Genomic DNA, 14,141 nt, shown 5'->3' with positions numbered 1-14,141 from the left:
GGGCTCTTACTCGATCACTTTGGGCACGAGGAACAGGCCTCGTTCGACGGCGGGGGCGCTTTGCTGGTTGGCTTCACGCTGGTTGGGCTCGCTGGCCACGTCCTCGCGCAGCCGCAGGGCCACGTCCTGGATAGCTGCGACGGGGTGGGCCAGGGGCGTGACGCCCGAGGTATCCACAGCCCGCATCTGTTCCACGATGTCAAAGAAGCCATTGAGCTGCGTGAGCATGCGCTCACTTTCGGAGGGCGTCAGCTCAAGCCGCGCCAAGTTGGCAATGCGGCCGATGTCCTGGGGGGTCAGTGCCATAGGGAGGAGAATCTAGAGAAACCAGAAGTAAAGCTGTGATCCGGGCTGCGCCGGAGGGAGTTATTCACAGGGGATGGGGTATTATCCCGGCTTTGCCGCAAAGCTCCTGGAATGGGAGTCAATTGCGTGAAAAAAGCCCATAAACACCCCCCTGAATACCTGGCGATGGCAGGCCGACGCGCATGCCGTGCCCGAGAGGATTTTTGAATGTTCGGAGCTTTCCGTCGGTATTTCTCCACCGACCTGGCCATTGACCTTGGCACAGCCAACACCCTCATCTTCGCCCGCGACAAAGGCATCGTGCTCGACGAGCCCTCCGTTGTCGCCATCCGCCACGAAGGCGGGCCCCATGGCAAGAAAGTCATCCAGGCCGTAGGCCACGAGGCCAAGGCCATGCTGGGCAAGGTGCCCGGCAACATCGAAGCCATCCGCCCGATGAAGGACGGCGTGATCGCCGACTTCGTGATCACCGAGCAGATGATCAAGCAGTTCATCAAGATGGTGCACCCGCGCACGCTGTTCACCCCCAGCCCGCGCATCATCATCTGCGTGCCCTGCGGCTCCACCCAGGTCGAGCGCCGCGCCATCAAGGATGCGGCCGAGGCCGCGGGCGCCACGGCGGTCTACCTGATCGAAGAGCCCATGGCCGCCGGTATTGGCGCGGGCCTGCCGGTGTCGGAAGCCAGCGGCTCCATGGTCGTGGACATCGGTGGCGGCACCACCGAAGTGGGCGTGATCTCGCTGGGCGGCATGGTCTACAAGGGCAGTGTGCGCGTCGGTGGCGACAAGTTCGACGAAGCCATCATCAGCTACATCCGCCGCAACTACGGCATGCTGATCGGCGAGCCCACCGCCGAAGCCATCAAGAAGAACATCGGCTCGGCCTTCCCGGGCTCTGAGGTGCGCGAGATGGAAGTCAAGGGCCGCAACCTGTCCGAAGGCGTGCCACGCAGCTTCACCATTTCGTCCAACGAAGTGCTGGAAGCCCTGACCGACCCGCTGAACCAGATCGTCTCGGCCGTGAAGAACGCGCTGGAACAAACCCCCCCCGAGCTGGGCGCCGACATTGCCGACCGCGGCATGATGCTCACCGGCGGCGGCGCGCTGCTGCGCGACCTGGACCGCCTGCTGGCCGAAGAAACCGGCCTGCCCGTGCTGGTGGCCGAAGACCCGCTGACTTGCGTGGTGCGCGGCTGCGGCATCGCCCTGGAGCGCATGGACCGCCTGGGCAGCATTTTCACGAGCGAGTAAGTCGGCAGGCCTGTATGCTGCAGGCACTTTTTTTGCGCTCTGAATTGCATGACTGCACCTGCTCCAATGCTTGTTTCTGAGCACCCGCCCGTGGAGCACGCTCCCCGCGGCAGATCCTGACCGCTGCGCACCATGCCCTTGGGTACTCTGGAGCGCAGCGCTCCCCCTTTCTTCAAACAGGGCCCTTCGGCCCTGTCGCGTTTGGCCGTGTTCAGTGCGCTGGCGCTGTTCCTCATGGTGGCCGACGTACGCTTCCAGATTACCGGCCCCTTCCGTCAGGCCGTGGCCACGGTGCTGTACCCGGTGCAGTGGCTCATGCTGCAGCCGGTGGAGTTCGCCAGCCACGGGCGCAGCTATTTCCAGTCGTTGCAAACCGCGCAAGAAGACCTGGATGCCGCCCGCAAGAAGATGACCGTGATGGGCCAGCGCGCCAACCAAGCCGACCAGCTGGCCATGGAAAACCAGCGGCTGCGCAAACTGCTGGAGCTGCGCGACCGGCTCCAGACCCCCGCACAGGCGGCCGAAGTCATCTACGACACCGCAGACCCCTACACGCGCCGTGTGGTGCTGGACCGGGGGCAGCTGGGCGGCGTGGAGCTGGGCGCTCCGGTGATGGACGAGGCTGGTGTGCTGGGCCAGGTCACCCGTGTGTTTCCGCTGGTCAGCGAAGTCACGCTGCTGGTGGACCGTGACCAGGCGATTCCGGTGCTGAACATCCGCACCGGCGTGCGTGGCGTGGCCTATGGCGACCCGGTGGCGGGCCATGGTGGTGGCATGGAGCTGCGCTTCATGCCCGCCAACGCGGACATCCGCGAAGACGACCTGCTGACCACCAGCGGCGTGGACGGCCTGTATGCGCCGGGCCTGCCCGTGGCGCGCGTGGTGAAGGTGGAGCGCCGTGCCGACTCCGCGTTTGCGCGCATCTACTGCGTGCCTTTGGCGCAGGTGCAGGGTGCGCGCCATGTGGTGGTGCTCAAGCCCCTGGCCGACAACGAATTGCCTCGCCCGGATGCGGCCCCCGCCGCGCCCGCGAACAAACGCGGGGGCCGCAAATGAGCCGCCGCCTTGCCCCGATGACCCCGACACAAGGAGGCCCGCGATGATCATGCCGCGGGGTGAGCCCCTGCTGATGCCGGTGAACCCGGTGTTCATCTGGGCCAGTCTGGCTGCGGGTCTGGCCATCAACATGCTGCCGCTGGGCCGCGTGGTGTGGATGCCTGATCTGCTGATGGTGCTGCTGGTGTTCTGGGGCGTGCACCAGCCGCTGCGCATTGGCATGGGGGCGGCCTTTGTGCTGGGCCTGTGCATGGACGTGAGCCAGTCTGCGCTGCTGGGCCAGCATGCGCTGTCCTACACTGTGCTGTCGTTCGGAGCCATCGCCATCCACCGCCGTTTGCTGTGGTTCAGTGTGCCGTCGCAAGCGCTGCAGGTGTTTCCGCTGTTTGCCGTTGCCCATGCCATCGAGCTGCTGCTGCGCATGGCGGCGGGCGGAATTTTCCCGGGGTTCTGGAGCTTTCTGGCCCCGTTCCTGGAGGCGCTGCTGTGGCCCCTGGCCAGCTGGGTGCTGCTGGCGCCCCAGCGCCGCCCGCCCGACAAAGACCAGAACCGGCCGTTGTGAACATGAGGCAACAACCCCCTGAGCGACCGCGCTGTCTCCCCCTTCTCTCGCAGTGCTGTGCGCTGCGGGAAGGTCGGCGACGCGCTCGCGGCGGGGTGACCCTTGCTCGGCGTCCCCTGGCCTGGGCCGCGCCAGTCACACAGGCAGCCAGCTTCTGGGCCGTGTTTTCAGGGGTGAGGCCATGACCGAGGTGCGCAGCAGCGAAGCCGACGCCTCGCGGTTCCGGGTGCGCGCCTTGGTGGTGGGCCTGGTGGTGATGGCGGCGTTCTGCCTGGTCGCGGCGCGCCTGGTGTACCTGCAGGTGGTGCGCCATGAGGACCTGGCAGCCCAGGCGGAGAGCAACCGCACGGCCGTGGTGCCCATTGTGCCCAACCGGGGGCTCATCCTGGACCGCAACGGCGTGGTGCTGGCCACCAACTATTCGGCCTACACGCTGGAGATCACGCCCTCGCGTGCCGGCGTGCTGGACGAGACCATCGATGCCCTGTCCAAGGTGGTGGACATCCAGGCGCGTGACCGCCGCCGCTTCAAGCGGCTCATGGAAGAGTCGCGCAACTTCGAATCCCTGCCCATCCGCACCCGCCTGACGGATCAGGAGGTGGCGCGTTTCACCGCCCAGCGCTACCGCTTTCCGGGTGTGGACATCAAGGCGCGGCTGTTTCGCAACTACCCGCTGGGCGACGTGGCCAGCCATGCGATTGGCTACATCGGGCGCATCAACCAGACCGAGAAGGCCCGCATCCAGGACTCGGAGGACGAGGCCAACTACCGGGGCACGGAGTACATCGGCAAGCTCGGCATCGAGCACAGTTTCGAGTCGGCCCTGCATGGCGCGACCGGTGTGGAGCAGATGGAAACCTCGGCGGGTGGCCGTGCCGTGCGCAAGCTCTCCAGCCACGCCGCCACCCCCGGCGACAGCGTGATGCTGTCCATCGACATCAAGCTGCAAAAACTCATCGAAGAGCTGTATGGCAGCCGCCGCGGAGCGCTGGTGGCGATCGACCCGCGCAATGGCGAAATCCTGGCGCTGGTGAGCAAGCCCACCTTCGACCCCAATCTGTTTGTCGAAGGCATTGATGCCGAAAACTGGGCCGCGCTCAATGAGTCCATCGACAAGCCGCTGCTCAACCGCGCCCTGCGCGGCACCTACCCGCCCGGCTCCACCTACAAGCCCTTCATGGCGCTGGCGGCGTTGCAGCTGAACAAGCGCTCGCCCAGCCTGGTGGTGAACGACCCCGGGTTCTACACCTTCGGCGGCCACACCTTCCGCAGCCACGAGGGCGGGCTGGGGGGCGTGGACATGCACCGCGCCATCCAGTTCTCCAGCAACACCTACTTTTATTCGCTGGCCGTGGACATGGGTGTGGATGCCATCCACGACTTCATGAAGCCGCTGGGTTTCGGCCAGTCCACGGGCATCGACCTCAACGGCGAAGTGCGGGGCACGCTGCCCAGCACCGAGTGGAAGCGCAACACCTACAAACGCGCCGACATGAAACGCTGGTTCCCGGGCGAAACGGTGTCGCTGGGCATTGGGCAGGGCTACAACAACTTCACGATGCTGCAGCTGGCACTGGCCGAGGCCACGCTGGCCAACGGGGGCATCCGCTATCGCCCCCACATGGCCAAGGCGGTGAAGAATGCGGTCACCGGCGCCATCACCGAGATCGTGCAGCCCCCTGGCATCAACCTGGGCTACCAGGCCAAAAACGTGGAGCTGGTGCGCAATGCCCTGGTGGCGGTGAACAAGGGCGGCACAGGCACGCGGGTGTTCATGGGCGCGCCCTACACCTCGGCCGGCAAGACGGGCACCGCCCAGGCCGTGACCATGGGCCAGAACGTGAAGTACAACGCCAAGGCGCTGGAGGAGCACCAGCGCGATCACTCGCTGTTTGCGGCCTTTGCCCCGGCCGAGAACCCCACCATCGCCCTGGCCGCCATTGTGGAGAACGCAGGCTTTGGGGCTGCCCACGCCGCCCCGATTGCGCGGCGCGTGTTTGACTATTGGCTGCTGGGCGAGTACCCCAGCGAAGAAGACATCGCCGCCGTACAAAAGGGCCTGGCCAGTGCGCCCATGGGCAAGCCCCGCAAGGCCAGCGAGGTGCCGTTGGTCACTCCTTGATCTGGCACTGGATTGCTATTGAATTAATAGCTGTTGACGCAATATCGACTAGCGCTACAAGCTGTTTTTGCTTCAAAAGCGCCTGCTAGGCACCGGCGGCGCGCGGTGACGGCTGGAGCTGGCTGAACACCAGCGCTGCCACAATCAGCGCCGCCCCGCTCAGCCCGGCCCAGCCCAGCTGCTCGCCCAGCAACATCCACGCCGTGAGTGCGGCAAACACCGGCTCCAGCCCGAACACGATGGCGCTGCGCATGGCGTCCACGCGCTGCTGGCCCCAGGCCTGCAGCGTCACCACCACCACGCTGGCCAGCAGGCCCAGGTACAGCAAGGCCAGCAAGGCGTTCACCGGCAGCTGGGCGGCCGAGTGCAGCCAGTCCATGTTGCCGCTTTGCACCAGCAACAGCGCAGTGGAGGCCAGTGCCATCACTGTGGCCTGTGCGGCGGCCATGCGGGTGGCCCGCAGGGGCTGTGCGGCCGTGCGGCGCGCGCATTCCTCCAGCGCCAGGATGTACAGCGCATAGAACACGGTGCTGGCCAGCGTCAGCGTATCGCCCAGGTTCCAGGGCTCGTTCTCGTGGAACATCAGCGCCATGCCTGCCAGCGCCATCACGCAGGCGCCCCACAACCGCCAGCCGTAGCGCCGCCCCAGTGCTGCCATCGCGATCAGCGGCACCACCAGCACGTTGAGCCCGGTGACAAAGGCATTGCGGTTGCTGCTGGTGCGTGCGAGGCCCTCGATCTGCAGCCAGAACGCCAGGAACAGCAGCAACCCCAGCGCGCAGCCCCAGCGCCGCTCGTGGCGCAGCATGCCGCGCCACAGCGGCGCCAGCACCAGCAGTGCGATCACAAACCGCAGCCAGATGATCTGCAGTGCGTCGAGGTGCGCCGAGAGCAGTTTCATCGCCGGGAAGGTGGTGCCCCACACCACGGTCACAGCCAGCAGGGCTATCAGGCCCCAGCGTTCAGTACGCATCGACAAATTCCTAAATACCAAAAAGAAAAAAGGGCCGCCGGTTGCCCGGCGGCCTCTGCGTTGCAGTGCAGTCCGGTGCGGACGGGGCTCAGTGGCTGACCTGGCCCAGGAACGCGCGGATGCGGTCGTTGGCCGGGTTGCTGAAGAACTCCTGCGGCGGCGCATCGTGCGCGATGCGACCCTGGTCGAAGAACATCACCCGGTCGGCCACCTCGCGCGCAAAGCCCATTTCGTGGGTCACCACGATCATGGTCATGCCACCACGGGCCAGGCCACGCATCACGTCCAGCACTTCCTTGACCATCTCGGGGTCGAGCGCCGAGGTGGGCTCGTCAAACAGCATCACCTTTGGAGCCATGGCCAGCGCCCGTGCAATGGCCACCCGCTGCTGCTGCCCGCCCGACAGCTGCCAGGGGTACTTGTGCGCATGGTCCTGCATGCCCACGCGGCGCAGCAGCTGCATGGCCTCGTCATTGGCCTGGGTGCGCGGGGTGCGGCGAATGCGGCGGGGCGCCAGCGTCACGTTGTCCAGCACGCTCATGTGGCCGAACAGGTTGAACTGCTGAAACACCATGCCCACCTCGCAGCGCTGGCGCTGCAGGGTGGTGAGGTCGTCGCACACCTCCACGCCGTCGATGGTGATGCGCCCGCTGTCGTGGGGCTCCAGGCGGTTGATGGCGCGCAACAGGGTGCTCTTGCCCGAGCCCGAGGCGCCAATGATCACCGTCACCTCGCCGGTGTGGAACACGGTGGACACGTCCTTGAGCACCTGGTGCGCGCCAAACGACTTGCACACGCGCTCGGCCACGATGTAGGGCTTGGGTGGAACGTTGGAGTTCATTGGTTGCGGCCCTCCACGTCAAAGCGGTACTCGACGGCGTTGGAGATCTGTGTGACCAGTGTGGTCAGCAGCAGGTAGGTGATGGCCACCGTGGTCAGCGTGGCGATGGGCTGGAACGTGGCCGACTGGATGCGGTTGCCCACGTTGGTCAGCTCCACCACGCCGATGGCGTAGGCCAGAGAAGAGTCCTTGAGCAGCGCCACAAAGTTGCTCACCAGCGGCGGCAATGAAATTTTGAACGCCTGCGGAAACACCACGTCCATGAACACATGCATGCGGCCCAGGCCCAGCGCCCGGGCGGCCTCGGTCTGCCCGCGTGGCACGGCCAGCAGGCCCGCGCGCAGCGCTTCGGCGTTGTAGGCGCCCACATTGAGTCCCAACGCCACGACGGCGGCGGCAAAGTCGGGCAGGTTCAGCCCTGGCACCAGCACCGGCAGCGCAAAGTACACAAACAGGATCTGCACCAAGAGCGGTGTGCCGCGAATGGCCCAGATGTACACGCCAGCAATCCAGCGCACGGGCGTCCAGCGGGCGGTGCGAGCCAGCGCCGCAGCTGTGCCCAGCACCAGGCCCACGGCACCGCTGACCAGCGTGAGCCACAGCGTGGTGCGCGCACCTTCAGAAAACGCCTGGGCATTGGGGCCGATGGGGTCAGGGAAGAACGACAGCAATTGGCCTAGCAACGAGAGGGCCAGCACCATCACCACCAGTGCAGCGACCAGCGTGGCATTGCTGCGCTGCTGTCGGGACCAGCTTTGTGGCCAAAGAGCGAGAAGCATGGATCAGACGACCAGAAGGTCTTGGTTGGAAATCGGACTGGGGCAGGGCGATCATGCACCCGCCACCAGAAACGGCAAAGGGTGCGCAGCAGGCCCGAGCCCTCTGCGCACCCCATGTGCCATCACATCAGTTGCAGCGCACGTCTTCGTTGAAATACTTCTTGGAGACGGCGGCGTAGCTGCCATCGGCCAGCACTTCGGTGAACGCCTTGTTCCAGGCATCGGCCAGGCCGGTGTTGCCCTTGGCCATGGCGGGGGCGATGCGCTCGATGAACAGCATGTCGCCCAGCTTGAAGCCGGCTTTGGCGTTCTTGGCAGCGGCTTCCTTGGCCACGAACTTGTCGCTGACCCAGGCGTCCACGCGCTTGGAGATCAGGGCACGCTGGGCGTCGGTGTCTTGCGGGAAGTTCTTCACTTCCTTCACGCCGCTGACCTTCTTGACCTGCTCCAGGTAGCTGGTGCCGGTTTGCACGGCCACGACCTTGCCGGTCAGGTCCTTGGCGTTGCGGATCTTGTCGTCCATGGCCACGATGATGCCGCCCGAGCAGTAATGGGGGTTGGCAAAGGTCACGGCCTTGGAGCGCTCGTCGGTCACGCCGTGGGAGGCAATCACGGCGTCCCAGCGGTTCTGGCCCAGGCCGGTCAGCAGGGCGTCAAAGCCCAGGGTCTTCCATTCGAGCTTCAGGCCCATCTTCTTGACCACCAGCTCCGCCACTTCCACCTCAAAACCCGTCAGCTTGGTGCCTTCGAAATAGTTGAAGGGAGCGAACTGGCCCTCGGTGGCCACGATGATCTTGCCATCCTTCTTGACTTCGTCCAGCGTGCGGGCCTGGACGGCGAGGGCAGCGCACAGCGCCACGGCGGTGACAACGGCAGACTTGAAAAATTGCATGACAGGTTCCTGTGGGGGTGGTTCAGGTACAAAAAATCCGGCCTGCGGGTAGGCAGGCCGGAGCGGGTGGATGCGGACATCGCCATTGGCGATGGGCCTCGTCATCAAACGGAAACGTGCGGAAATTATAGGACGCGCGTTCACATTCGGGCCATGCAGGGCAACCCCGATGACCTCGGAGCGCCCTGGTGGTAGGCCTTGCAGGGCGTTGCAAGTTGGGTGCCACCCTGGCAACCGACATCTGGTGGGGGACGTGCAGGCCTACCGCAGAAAAGCGTCGTACCCCGTCTTCAGGATCAGGGTGCTCACCACCACGATGAAGATGCCCCGCACAAAGCCGGTGCCATGCTTGAGTGCCATGTGGGTGCCCAGCAGGCTGCCCAGCACGTTGGCCACGGCCAGCGTCACCGCAAAGTGCCACCACACATGGCCCTTGGCGGCAAACAGCGCAATCGCGGCAATGTTGGTGGCGCAGTTGAGCAGCTTGGCCGACGCCGACGCATTCAGAAAGTCATAGCCCAGCAGCCGCACGAACAAGAAGACGAAGAAGCTGCCCGTGCCGGGGCCAAAGAACCCGTCGTAAAAGCCGATGAGTACGCCGATCAGGCAGGCGGCGATCACCTCGGCCCGGCCCGCAAACCGGGGGGTGTGGTGCCGCCCCAGCTCCTTCTTGGCCAGGGTGTAGAGCAGCACGCCCAGCAGCACCAGGGGCAGCAGCTTGCGCAGGAAGTCGGCCGACACCACGGTGACGGCCCAGGCGCCCACGAACGAGCCGGCAAAACCGGCGGCTGCGGCCGGCAGCATGGCCGACCAGCGGATCTGCACCTTGCGGCTGTATTGCCAGGTGGCCATGGCGGTGCCCCAGACCGAGGCCGCCTTGTTGGTGCCCAGCAGCGTGGCCGGGGGCGCGCCCGGAAAAGCTGCAAACAGCGCGGGCACCATCACCAGTCCACCGCCCCCCACGATCGCATCCACAAAGCCCGCGAGCAGCGAGGCCAGGGTCATCAAAATCCATTCCATCGCAGGATTGTCGCACCGGGCCTGCTATCGATTCAGGACCGCTCAGGATCGAGCGGGCAAGAAAAAGGCGCTGGGATCGCCAGCGCCTGAAAGGGTTCACACCTCGTTGGGTGTTTTGAATGTGGTTCTTGGTAGAAAGGTTGTCTCCTCGGGCCCCTCGCTTGGCACACCGAAGCGCGCTTTCGAGTGCCGTGACTGTAACGGCTGCACCCTGCTGGTGCATTGGGGGTTTCCCGCCCCCCGTTGTTGGGCGCCGGACGGCTTACGGGGGCGCCCGGTGCCCCGATTCGGTGGCAACTGGCTGGCATGGCTCGTGCAATGCGCTTGTAACAAATTGCGAAAGGGAGCGTGCATGCGTGCAGTCAACCACCGGGTGTTTGCGGTCGTGTCGTTGTGTCTGGGGCTGTGCACCTGCGCGCTGGCCCAGGGCGTGCCAGAGGCTCCTGCAGTCGCGGCGCCCCTCACGCGCCCCGCCCTGGTGGCCCAGGACACGGTGAATGCGGCCCATACCGGCTGGATGATGACCTCCACCGCCCTGGTGCTGTTGATGACGCTGCCAGGTATTGCGCTGTTTTACGCAGGCATGGTGCGCAGGAAGAACGTGCTCAACACCATGGCCAGCGTGGTGGCCATTGCAGCGCTGGTCAGCCTGCTGTGGTTTGCGGCGGGGTATTCACTGGCCTTCACACCGGGCAGCGCCTGGCTTGGCGGCTGGGACCGTGCTGGCTTTGCCGGGCTCGACTTTCAACTGGAGGCGGGCAAGCTGGCCGTGAGCCACATTGCGCCGCTGATCCCGGAGTCGGTGTACGCGATGTTCCAGCTCACCTTTGCCATCATCACGGCCGCGCTGCTGGTGGGCGCGTTTGTGGAACGCATGCGGTTTTCGGCCATGCTCGTCTTCATCAGCCTGTGGACACTGGTGGTCTATGCGCCCGTGGCGCACTGGGTGTGGGAGCCGGGTGGCTGGCTGGCGCAGATGGGCGCGCTGGATTTTGCGGGCGGCTCGGTGGTGCACGTGAACGCGGGCGTGGCGGGGCTGGTGTGCGCCTGGTTTCTGGGCCGCCGCGCTGGGTATGGGCGCGAGCCGTTTGAACCCTACAACCTGGGGCTCACCATGGCGGGCGCGGGCATGCTGTGGGTGGGCTGGTTTGGCTTCAACGCGGGCTCTGCGGTCGCGGCCGATGGGCGCGCCGGGCTGGCCATGGCAGTGACGCACCTGGCCGCTGCGGCCGGTGCGCTGTCGTGGATGCTGGGTGAGTGGGTGGTGCGCGGGCGCCCGTCGCTGCTGGGGCTGTGCTCCGGCCTGGTGGCGGGGCTGGTGGCCATCACACCTGCCGCCGGTTTTGTCACGCTGCGCTCGGCCGTGGTGATTGGGCTGGTGGCCGGGCTGGCCTGCTACTGGGGCGCGACGGGGCTCAAGCGGCTGCTGCGGGTGGATGACTCGCTCGACGTATTTGGCGTGCATGGCGTTGGCGGCATCGTGGGGTCACTGCTCACCGGTGTGCTGGCCAGCAAGACCGTGGGCGGGGTGGCGGGCAGCCTGCTGACCCAGGCCATCGGCGTGGGCGCCGTGGCGGCCTACAGCCTGGTGGTGACGGCCGCGCTGCTGTGGGTCATCAACTTTGCGATGGGCCTGCGGGTGGACGAACAGAGCGAACAGACTGGGCTGGACATTGCCCAGCACCGCGAGCGCCTGGGCGGCTGAATGAGCCCCCGAGAGACCCGGCAGGCCTTCCCCGCTCCCGCATCGTTGCGCAACGCGGGCAAGCAGGTGCAGTCCGATGGATGACCCCAATGCATTAAGGAGCCGACCATGTCCGATTCCGACAAGCTGGCAATTGCCGCCCACCTGCATGTGCTGTTGCGGCGCAAAACGGGTCGCGTGACCGATACCGAATGGATGGCGGTCAACGCCGACTATGCGCAGGAGATCGTGCGGTTCGCGCGCCAGCGCGCTGTGGACGACAACGCGCCCGATCTGGCCGAGTGGGCCGACCGCCTGGAGCACGCCCTGCACGCCACTCCCCTTGCAGCGCCGCGCCGTCCGCTGCTGGACGTGGCGGCGCAGGCTGTGCGCTCGCGCCCTGCACCGCCCCCCGAGCCCGGGCCCGAGGTGCCGCGCTATGTGGGCGGCATCCGCTGAACGCTGCAGGGACCTGGGCGCCAGGGCTTGAAAAAATCAGTGGGGCGCAGTGCCTTGCGTGAACAGCCCGGCCGTGGGCAGCAGCCCGGTCAGCTGGTTGTCGCCGTAGGTGCGCAGCACCTGCGCAATCACCACCTGGTAGCCATTGAGCCACTGCGCCTGCGCGGCCTTGGCCTTCAGGTGCGCGGGGTGTTGCATCAGCGTTTGCAAGGCTTCCAGCGACTGCCAGTAGTACACGTTGGACACCAGGCCGTTGCCCGTGTCCGTCCAGGACTCCTCGCCCAGGTAGCCGTCGATGGAACGGGCGGCGGTGGCAATCGCCTCGTCCAGGCGGTGAAAGGCGTCGTCGAACTGTTTGGTCGCAAAGATGAAAGTGGAGGAGTACATCGGCGCGATGGTACTCACGCCGCCCGCCTTGCCTGGATGATCCACTCCGCCGCCTTCTCCGCCATCATCAGCGTGGGCGAGTTGGTGTTGCCGCTGGTGATGGTGGGCATGGCGCCCGCATCCACCACGCGCAGGCCGGCCACCACGCCGCCGCGCCCATTGCGCACGCGCAGTTGAGCATCCAGCACAGCCATCGGGTCGCCGTCGCGGCCCATCTTGGTGGTGCCCACGGGGTGGAAGATGGTGGTGGCAATGTCACCCGCCAGGCGCGCCAGGTCTTCGTCGCTTTCAAACTGCACGCCGGGCTTCCACTCCTGCGGCTGGTACTTGGCCAGCGCGGGCTGGGCCACGATGCGGCGCGTGACGCGCAGGCTGTCGGCGGCCACCTGGCGGTCTTCGGGCGTGCTGAGGTAGTTGGGCGCGATGGCGGGCGCGGCCTTGAAGTCGGCGCTCTTGATGTTCACCGTGCCCCGGCTGGTGGGGTTGAGGTTGCACACGCTGGCGGTGAAGGCCGGAAAGCTGTGCAGCGGCTCGCCAAACGCATCGAGCGACAGGGGCTGCACGTGGTACTCGATGTTGGGATAGGGCTGGTCGGGGCTGCTGCGGGTGAACGCACCGAGCTGCGAAGGCGCCATGCTCATGGGCCCGCTGCGCTTGAGCGCATATTCGAGCCCGATCTTGGCCTTGCCGGCCAGCGAGTTGGCCATGGTGTTGAGCGTCTGCACCCCTTGCACCTTGAACACCGCGCGGATCTGGAGGTGGTCCTGCAGGTTGGCGCCCACGCCGGGCAGGTCCGCCGCCACATCGATGCCATGCTGGCGCAGCAGTGCGGCGGGGCCGATGCCCGACAGCTGCAGCAGCTGGGGCGAGTTGACGGCGCCTGCGCTCAGGATCACCTCGCCCGCCGCGCGGGCCGTGACCATCTCGTGGCCGTCCCACACCAACACGCCGGTGCAGCGCTGGCTGCCGTCGGGCTGGGTCTCGATGATGAGCTTGGACGCCTGCGCGCTGGTCCACATCTCGAAGTTGGGCCGGCCATAGCAGGTGGGGCGCAAAAAGGCCTTGGCGGTGTTCCAGCGCCAGCCGCTTTTCTGGTTGACCTCGAAATAGCCCACGCCTTCGTTGCTGCCGCTGTTGAAGTCGTCGGTGGCCGGGATGCCCGCTTGTTGGGCGGCGTGGGCAAAGGCGTCGAGCACGTCCCAGCGCAGGCGTTGCTTCTCCACCCGCCACTCGCCGGTGCTGCCGGTGGCCTTGTTGCCGTGCAGGCGTTTGAAATTTTCGTTCACGCCTCCGGGCTGGTCCAGGCGCCAGTGGTCTTCGTGGCGGCGGAAGTAGGGCAGGGCGCTGTCCCAACGCCAGCTGGCGTCGCCCGTCAGCTCGGCCCACTGGTCATAGTCGCGCGCCTGGCCGCGCATGTAGATCATGCCGTTGATGCTGCTGCAGCCGCCCAGCGTCTTGCCGCGTGGGTAGCGCAGGGTGCGGCCGTTCAGGCCCGCGTCGGGCTCGGTGTTGTAGAGCCAGTCGGTGCGCGGGTTGCCGATGCAGTACAGGTAGCCGACTGGGATGTGGATCCAGTGGTAGTCGTCCTTGCGGCCGGCCTCGATCAGCAGCACGCGGTGGCGGCCGTCGGCGCTCAGGCGGTTGGCGAGCAAGGCACCGGCTGTGCCTCCGCCGATGATGATGGTGTCAAACGTGGTGTCGCTCATGGAGGAGGGGCGGTGCCGATCAAAGGTGGTAACGGTGGGCCATTGTGCGGATGGGGCAGGCCCTGTCGATAGGGTGTGTGCCTATTGCTACACTTTTGGTAGC

General features: G+C 66.1%; 14 protein-coding genes. 6 read left to right on the top strand and 8 right to left on the bottom strand.

The genetic code is table 11. From position 1 onward, the window contains the following. Positions 1-6: 6 nt before the first annotated feature. Entirely contained in the window at positions 7-306 is a 300-nt protein-coding gene (gene gatC / locus CLU87_RS19540; protein ID WP_008907365.1) for an Asp-tRNA(Asn)/Glu-tRNA(Gln) amidotransferase subunit GatC, read from the bottom strand. A gap of 207 nt (positions 307-513) precedes the next feature. Here gatC and CLU87_RS19535 point away from each other — a divergent pair, with 207 nt between their 5' ends. The 4 genes from CLU87_RS19535 (at position 514) to mrdA (ending at position 5,297) form a co-directional block, all read left to right on the top strand. After that, complete coding sequence (locus CLU87_RS19535) at positions 514-1,557, top strand: rod shape-determining protein (protein WP_008907364.1); 1,044 nt, start codon at positions 514-516, stop codon at positions 1,555-1,557. Between the two features lie 132 nt (positions 1,558-1,689). Beyond that, positions 1,690-2,613, top strand: coding sequence for a rod shape-determining protein MreC (gene mreC, locus CLU87_RS19530; RefSeq protein WP_099731503.1), 924 nt, complete (start codon positions 1,690-1,692; stop codon positions 2,611-2,613). Between the two features lie 43 nt (positions 2,614-2,656). After that, positions 2,657-3,175 (top strand): rod shape-determining protein MreD, encoded by a 519-nt coding sequence (gene mreD / locus CLU87_RS19525; RefSeq protein WP_056057460.1) that lies wholly within the window; start codon positions 2,657-2,659, stop codon positions 3,173-3,175. 181 nt (positions 3,176-3,356) lie between these two features. Beyond that, positions 3,357-5,297, top strand: a complete 1,941-nt coding sequence (gene mrdA, locus CLU87_RS19520) for a penicillin-binding protein 2 (RefSeq protein ID WP_099731502.1) — start codon at positions 3,357-3,359, stop codon at positions 5,295-5,297. Positions 5,298-5,382: 85 nt separating this feature from the next. Here mrdA and CLU87_RS19515 read toward each other — a convergent pair whose 3' ends face one another. The 5 genes from CLU87_RS19515 to CLU87_RS19495 form a co-directional block, all read right to left on the bottom strand. Beyond that, positions 5,383-6,270, bottom strand: a complete 888-nt coding sequence (locus tag CLU87_RS19515; RefSeq protein WP_099731501.1) for a DMT family transporter — start codon at positions 6,268-6,270, stop codon at positions 5,383-5,385. An 88-nt stretch (positions 6,271-6,358) separates the two neighbouring features. Beyond that, positions 6,359-7,111, bottom strand: coding sequence for an amino acid ABC transporter ATP-binding protein (locus CLU87_RS19510; protein ID WP_099731500.1), 753 nt, complete (start codon positions 7,109-7,111; stop codon positions 6,359-6,361). Continuing rightward, the gene (locus CLU87_RS19505; protein WP_056057473.1) at positions 7,108-7,890 is read right to left on the bottom strand and encodes an amino acid ABC transporter permease; all 783 of its coding nucleotides are present in this window, start codon (positions 7,888-7,890) and stop codon (positions 7,108-7,110) included. Before CLU87_RS19505 ends, CLU87_RS19510 begins: the two co-directional genes overlap by 4 nt. Positions 7,891-8,017: 127 nt before the next feature. Next, a complete protein-coding gene (locus tag CLU87_RS19500; protein WP_056057476.1) occupies positions 8,018-8,782 on the bottom strand; it encodes an ABC transporter substrate-binding protein in 765 nt (254 codons plus the stop codon). Between the two features lie 261 nt (positions 8,783-9,043). Next, positions 9,044-9,802 (bottom strand): TSUP family transporter, encoded by a 759-nt coding sequence (locus CLU87_RS19495; protein WP_015012153.1) that lies wholly within the window; start codon positions 9,800-9,802, stop codon positions 9,044-9,046. Between the two features lie 352 nt (positions 9,803-10,154). On the opposite strand from CLU87_RS19495, the gene CLU87_RS19490 reads away from it, so the two are divergent. Together CLU87_RS19490 and CLU87_RS19485 are read left to right on the top strand one after the other, a co-directional pair. Continuing rightward, positions 10,155-11,507: an ammonium transporter gene (locus CLU87_RS19490; protein ID WP_099731499.1), complete on the top strand. Its 1,353-nt coding sequence runs from the start codon at positions 10,155-10,157 to the stop codon at positions 11,505-11,507. 108 nt (positions 11,508-11,615) lie between these two features. Next, the gene (locus tag CLU87_RS19485; protein WP_099731498.1) at positions 11,616-11,945 is read left to right on the top strand and encodes a hypothetical protein; all 330 of its coding nucleotides are present in this window, start codon (positions 11,616-11,618) and stop codon (positions 11,943-11,945) included. A 36-nt stretch (positions 11,946-11,981) separates the two neighbouring features. On the opposite strand, the gene CLU87_RS19480 is transcribed toward CLU87_RS19485, so the two are convergent. Continuing rightward, the gene (locus tag CLU87_RS19480; protein ID WP_056057483.1) at positions 11,982-12,332 is read right to left on the bottom strand and encodes an antibiotic biosynthesis monooxygenase; all 351 of its coding nucleotides are present in this window, start codon (positions 12,330-12,332) and stop codon (positions 11,982-11,984) included. A gap of 14 nt (positions 12,333-12,346) precedes the next feature. Next, positions 12,347-14,038: a GMC family oxidoreductase gene (locus CLU87_RS19475; protein WP_099731497.1), complete on the bottom strand. Its 1,692-nt coding sequence runs from the start codon at positions 14,036-14,038 to the stop codon at positions 12,347-12,349. Positions 14,039-14,141: the final 103 nt, after the last annotated feature.

The sequence above is a fragment of the Acidovorax sp. 59 genome, from assembly GCF_002754175.1.
GTDB lineage: Bacteria > Pseudomonadota > Gammaproteobacteria > Burkholderiales > Burkholderiaceae_C > Acidovorax > Acidovorax delafieldii.
Note: the sequence above shows the minus strand (reverse complement) of the source record. Positions and strands in the feature narration are given on the sequence as shown.

What these genes read in the sequence shown, in the direction of transcription:
- gatC (WP_008907365.1), bottom strand. Translation starts at nt 306, where the DNA reads ATGGCACTGACCCCCCAGGACATCGGCCGCATTGCCAACTTGGCGCGG.
- CLU87_RS19535 (WP_008907364.1), top strand. Translation starts at nt 514, where the DNA reads ATGTTCGGAGCTTTCCGTCGGTATTTCTCCACCGACCTGGCCATTGAC.
- mreC (WP_099731503.1), top strand. Translation starts at nt 1,690, where the DNA reads ATGCCCTTGGGTACTCTGGAGCGCAGCGCTCCCCCTTTCTTCAAACAG.
- mreD (WP_056057460.1), top strand. Translation starts at nt 2,657, where the DNA reads ATGATCATGCCGCGGGGTGAGCCCCTGCTGATGCCGGTGAACCCGGTG.
- mrdA (WP_099731502.1), top strand. Translation starts at nt 3,357, where the DNA reads ATGACCGAGGTGCGCAGCAGCGAAGCCGACGCCTCGCGGTTCCGGGTG.
- CLU87_RS19515 (WP_099731501.1), bottom strand. Translation starts at nt 6,270, where the DNA reads ATGCGTACTGAACGCTGGGGCCTGATAGCCCTGCTGGCTGTGACCGTG.
- CLU87_RS19510 (WP_099731500.1), bottom strand. Translation starts at nt 7,111, where the DNA reads ATGAACTCCAACGTTCCACCCAAGCCCTACATCGTGGCCGAGCGCGTG.
- CLU87_RS19505 (WP_056057473.1), bottom strand. Translation starts at nt 7,890, where the DNA reads ATGCTTCTCGCTCTTTGGCCACAAAGCTGGTCCCGACAGCAGCGCAGC.
- CLU87_RS19500 (WP_056057476.1), bottom strand. Translation starts at nt 8,782, where the DNA reads ATGCAATTTTTCAAGTCTGCCGTTGTCACCGCCGTGGCGCTGTGCGCT.
- CLU87_RS19495 (WP_015012153.1), bottom strand. Translation starts at nt 9,802, where the DNA reads ATGGAATGGATTTTGATGACCCTGGCCTCGCTGCTCGCGGGCTTTGTG.
- CLU87_RS19490 (WP_099731499.1), top strand. Translation starts at nt 10,155, where the DNA reads ATGCGTGCAGTCAACCACCGGGTGTTTGCGGTCGTGTCGTTGTGTCTG.
- CLU87_RS19485 (WP_099731498.1), top strand. Translation starts at nt 11,616, where the DNA reads ATGTCCGATTCCGACAAGCTGGCAATTGCCGCCCACCTGCATGTGCTG.
- CLU87_RS19480 (WP_056057483.1), bottom strand. Translation starts at nt 12,332, where the DNA reads ATGTACTCCTCCACTTTCATCTTTGCGACCAAACAGTTCGACGACGCC.
- CLU87_RS19475 (WP_099731497.1), bottom strand. Translation starts at nt 14,038, where the DNA reads ATGAGCGACACCACGTTTGACACCATCATCATCGGCGGAGGCACAGCC.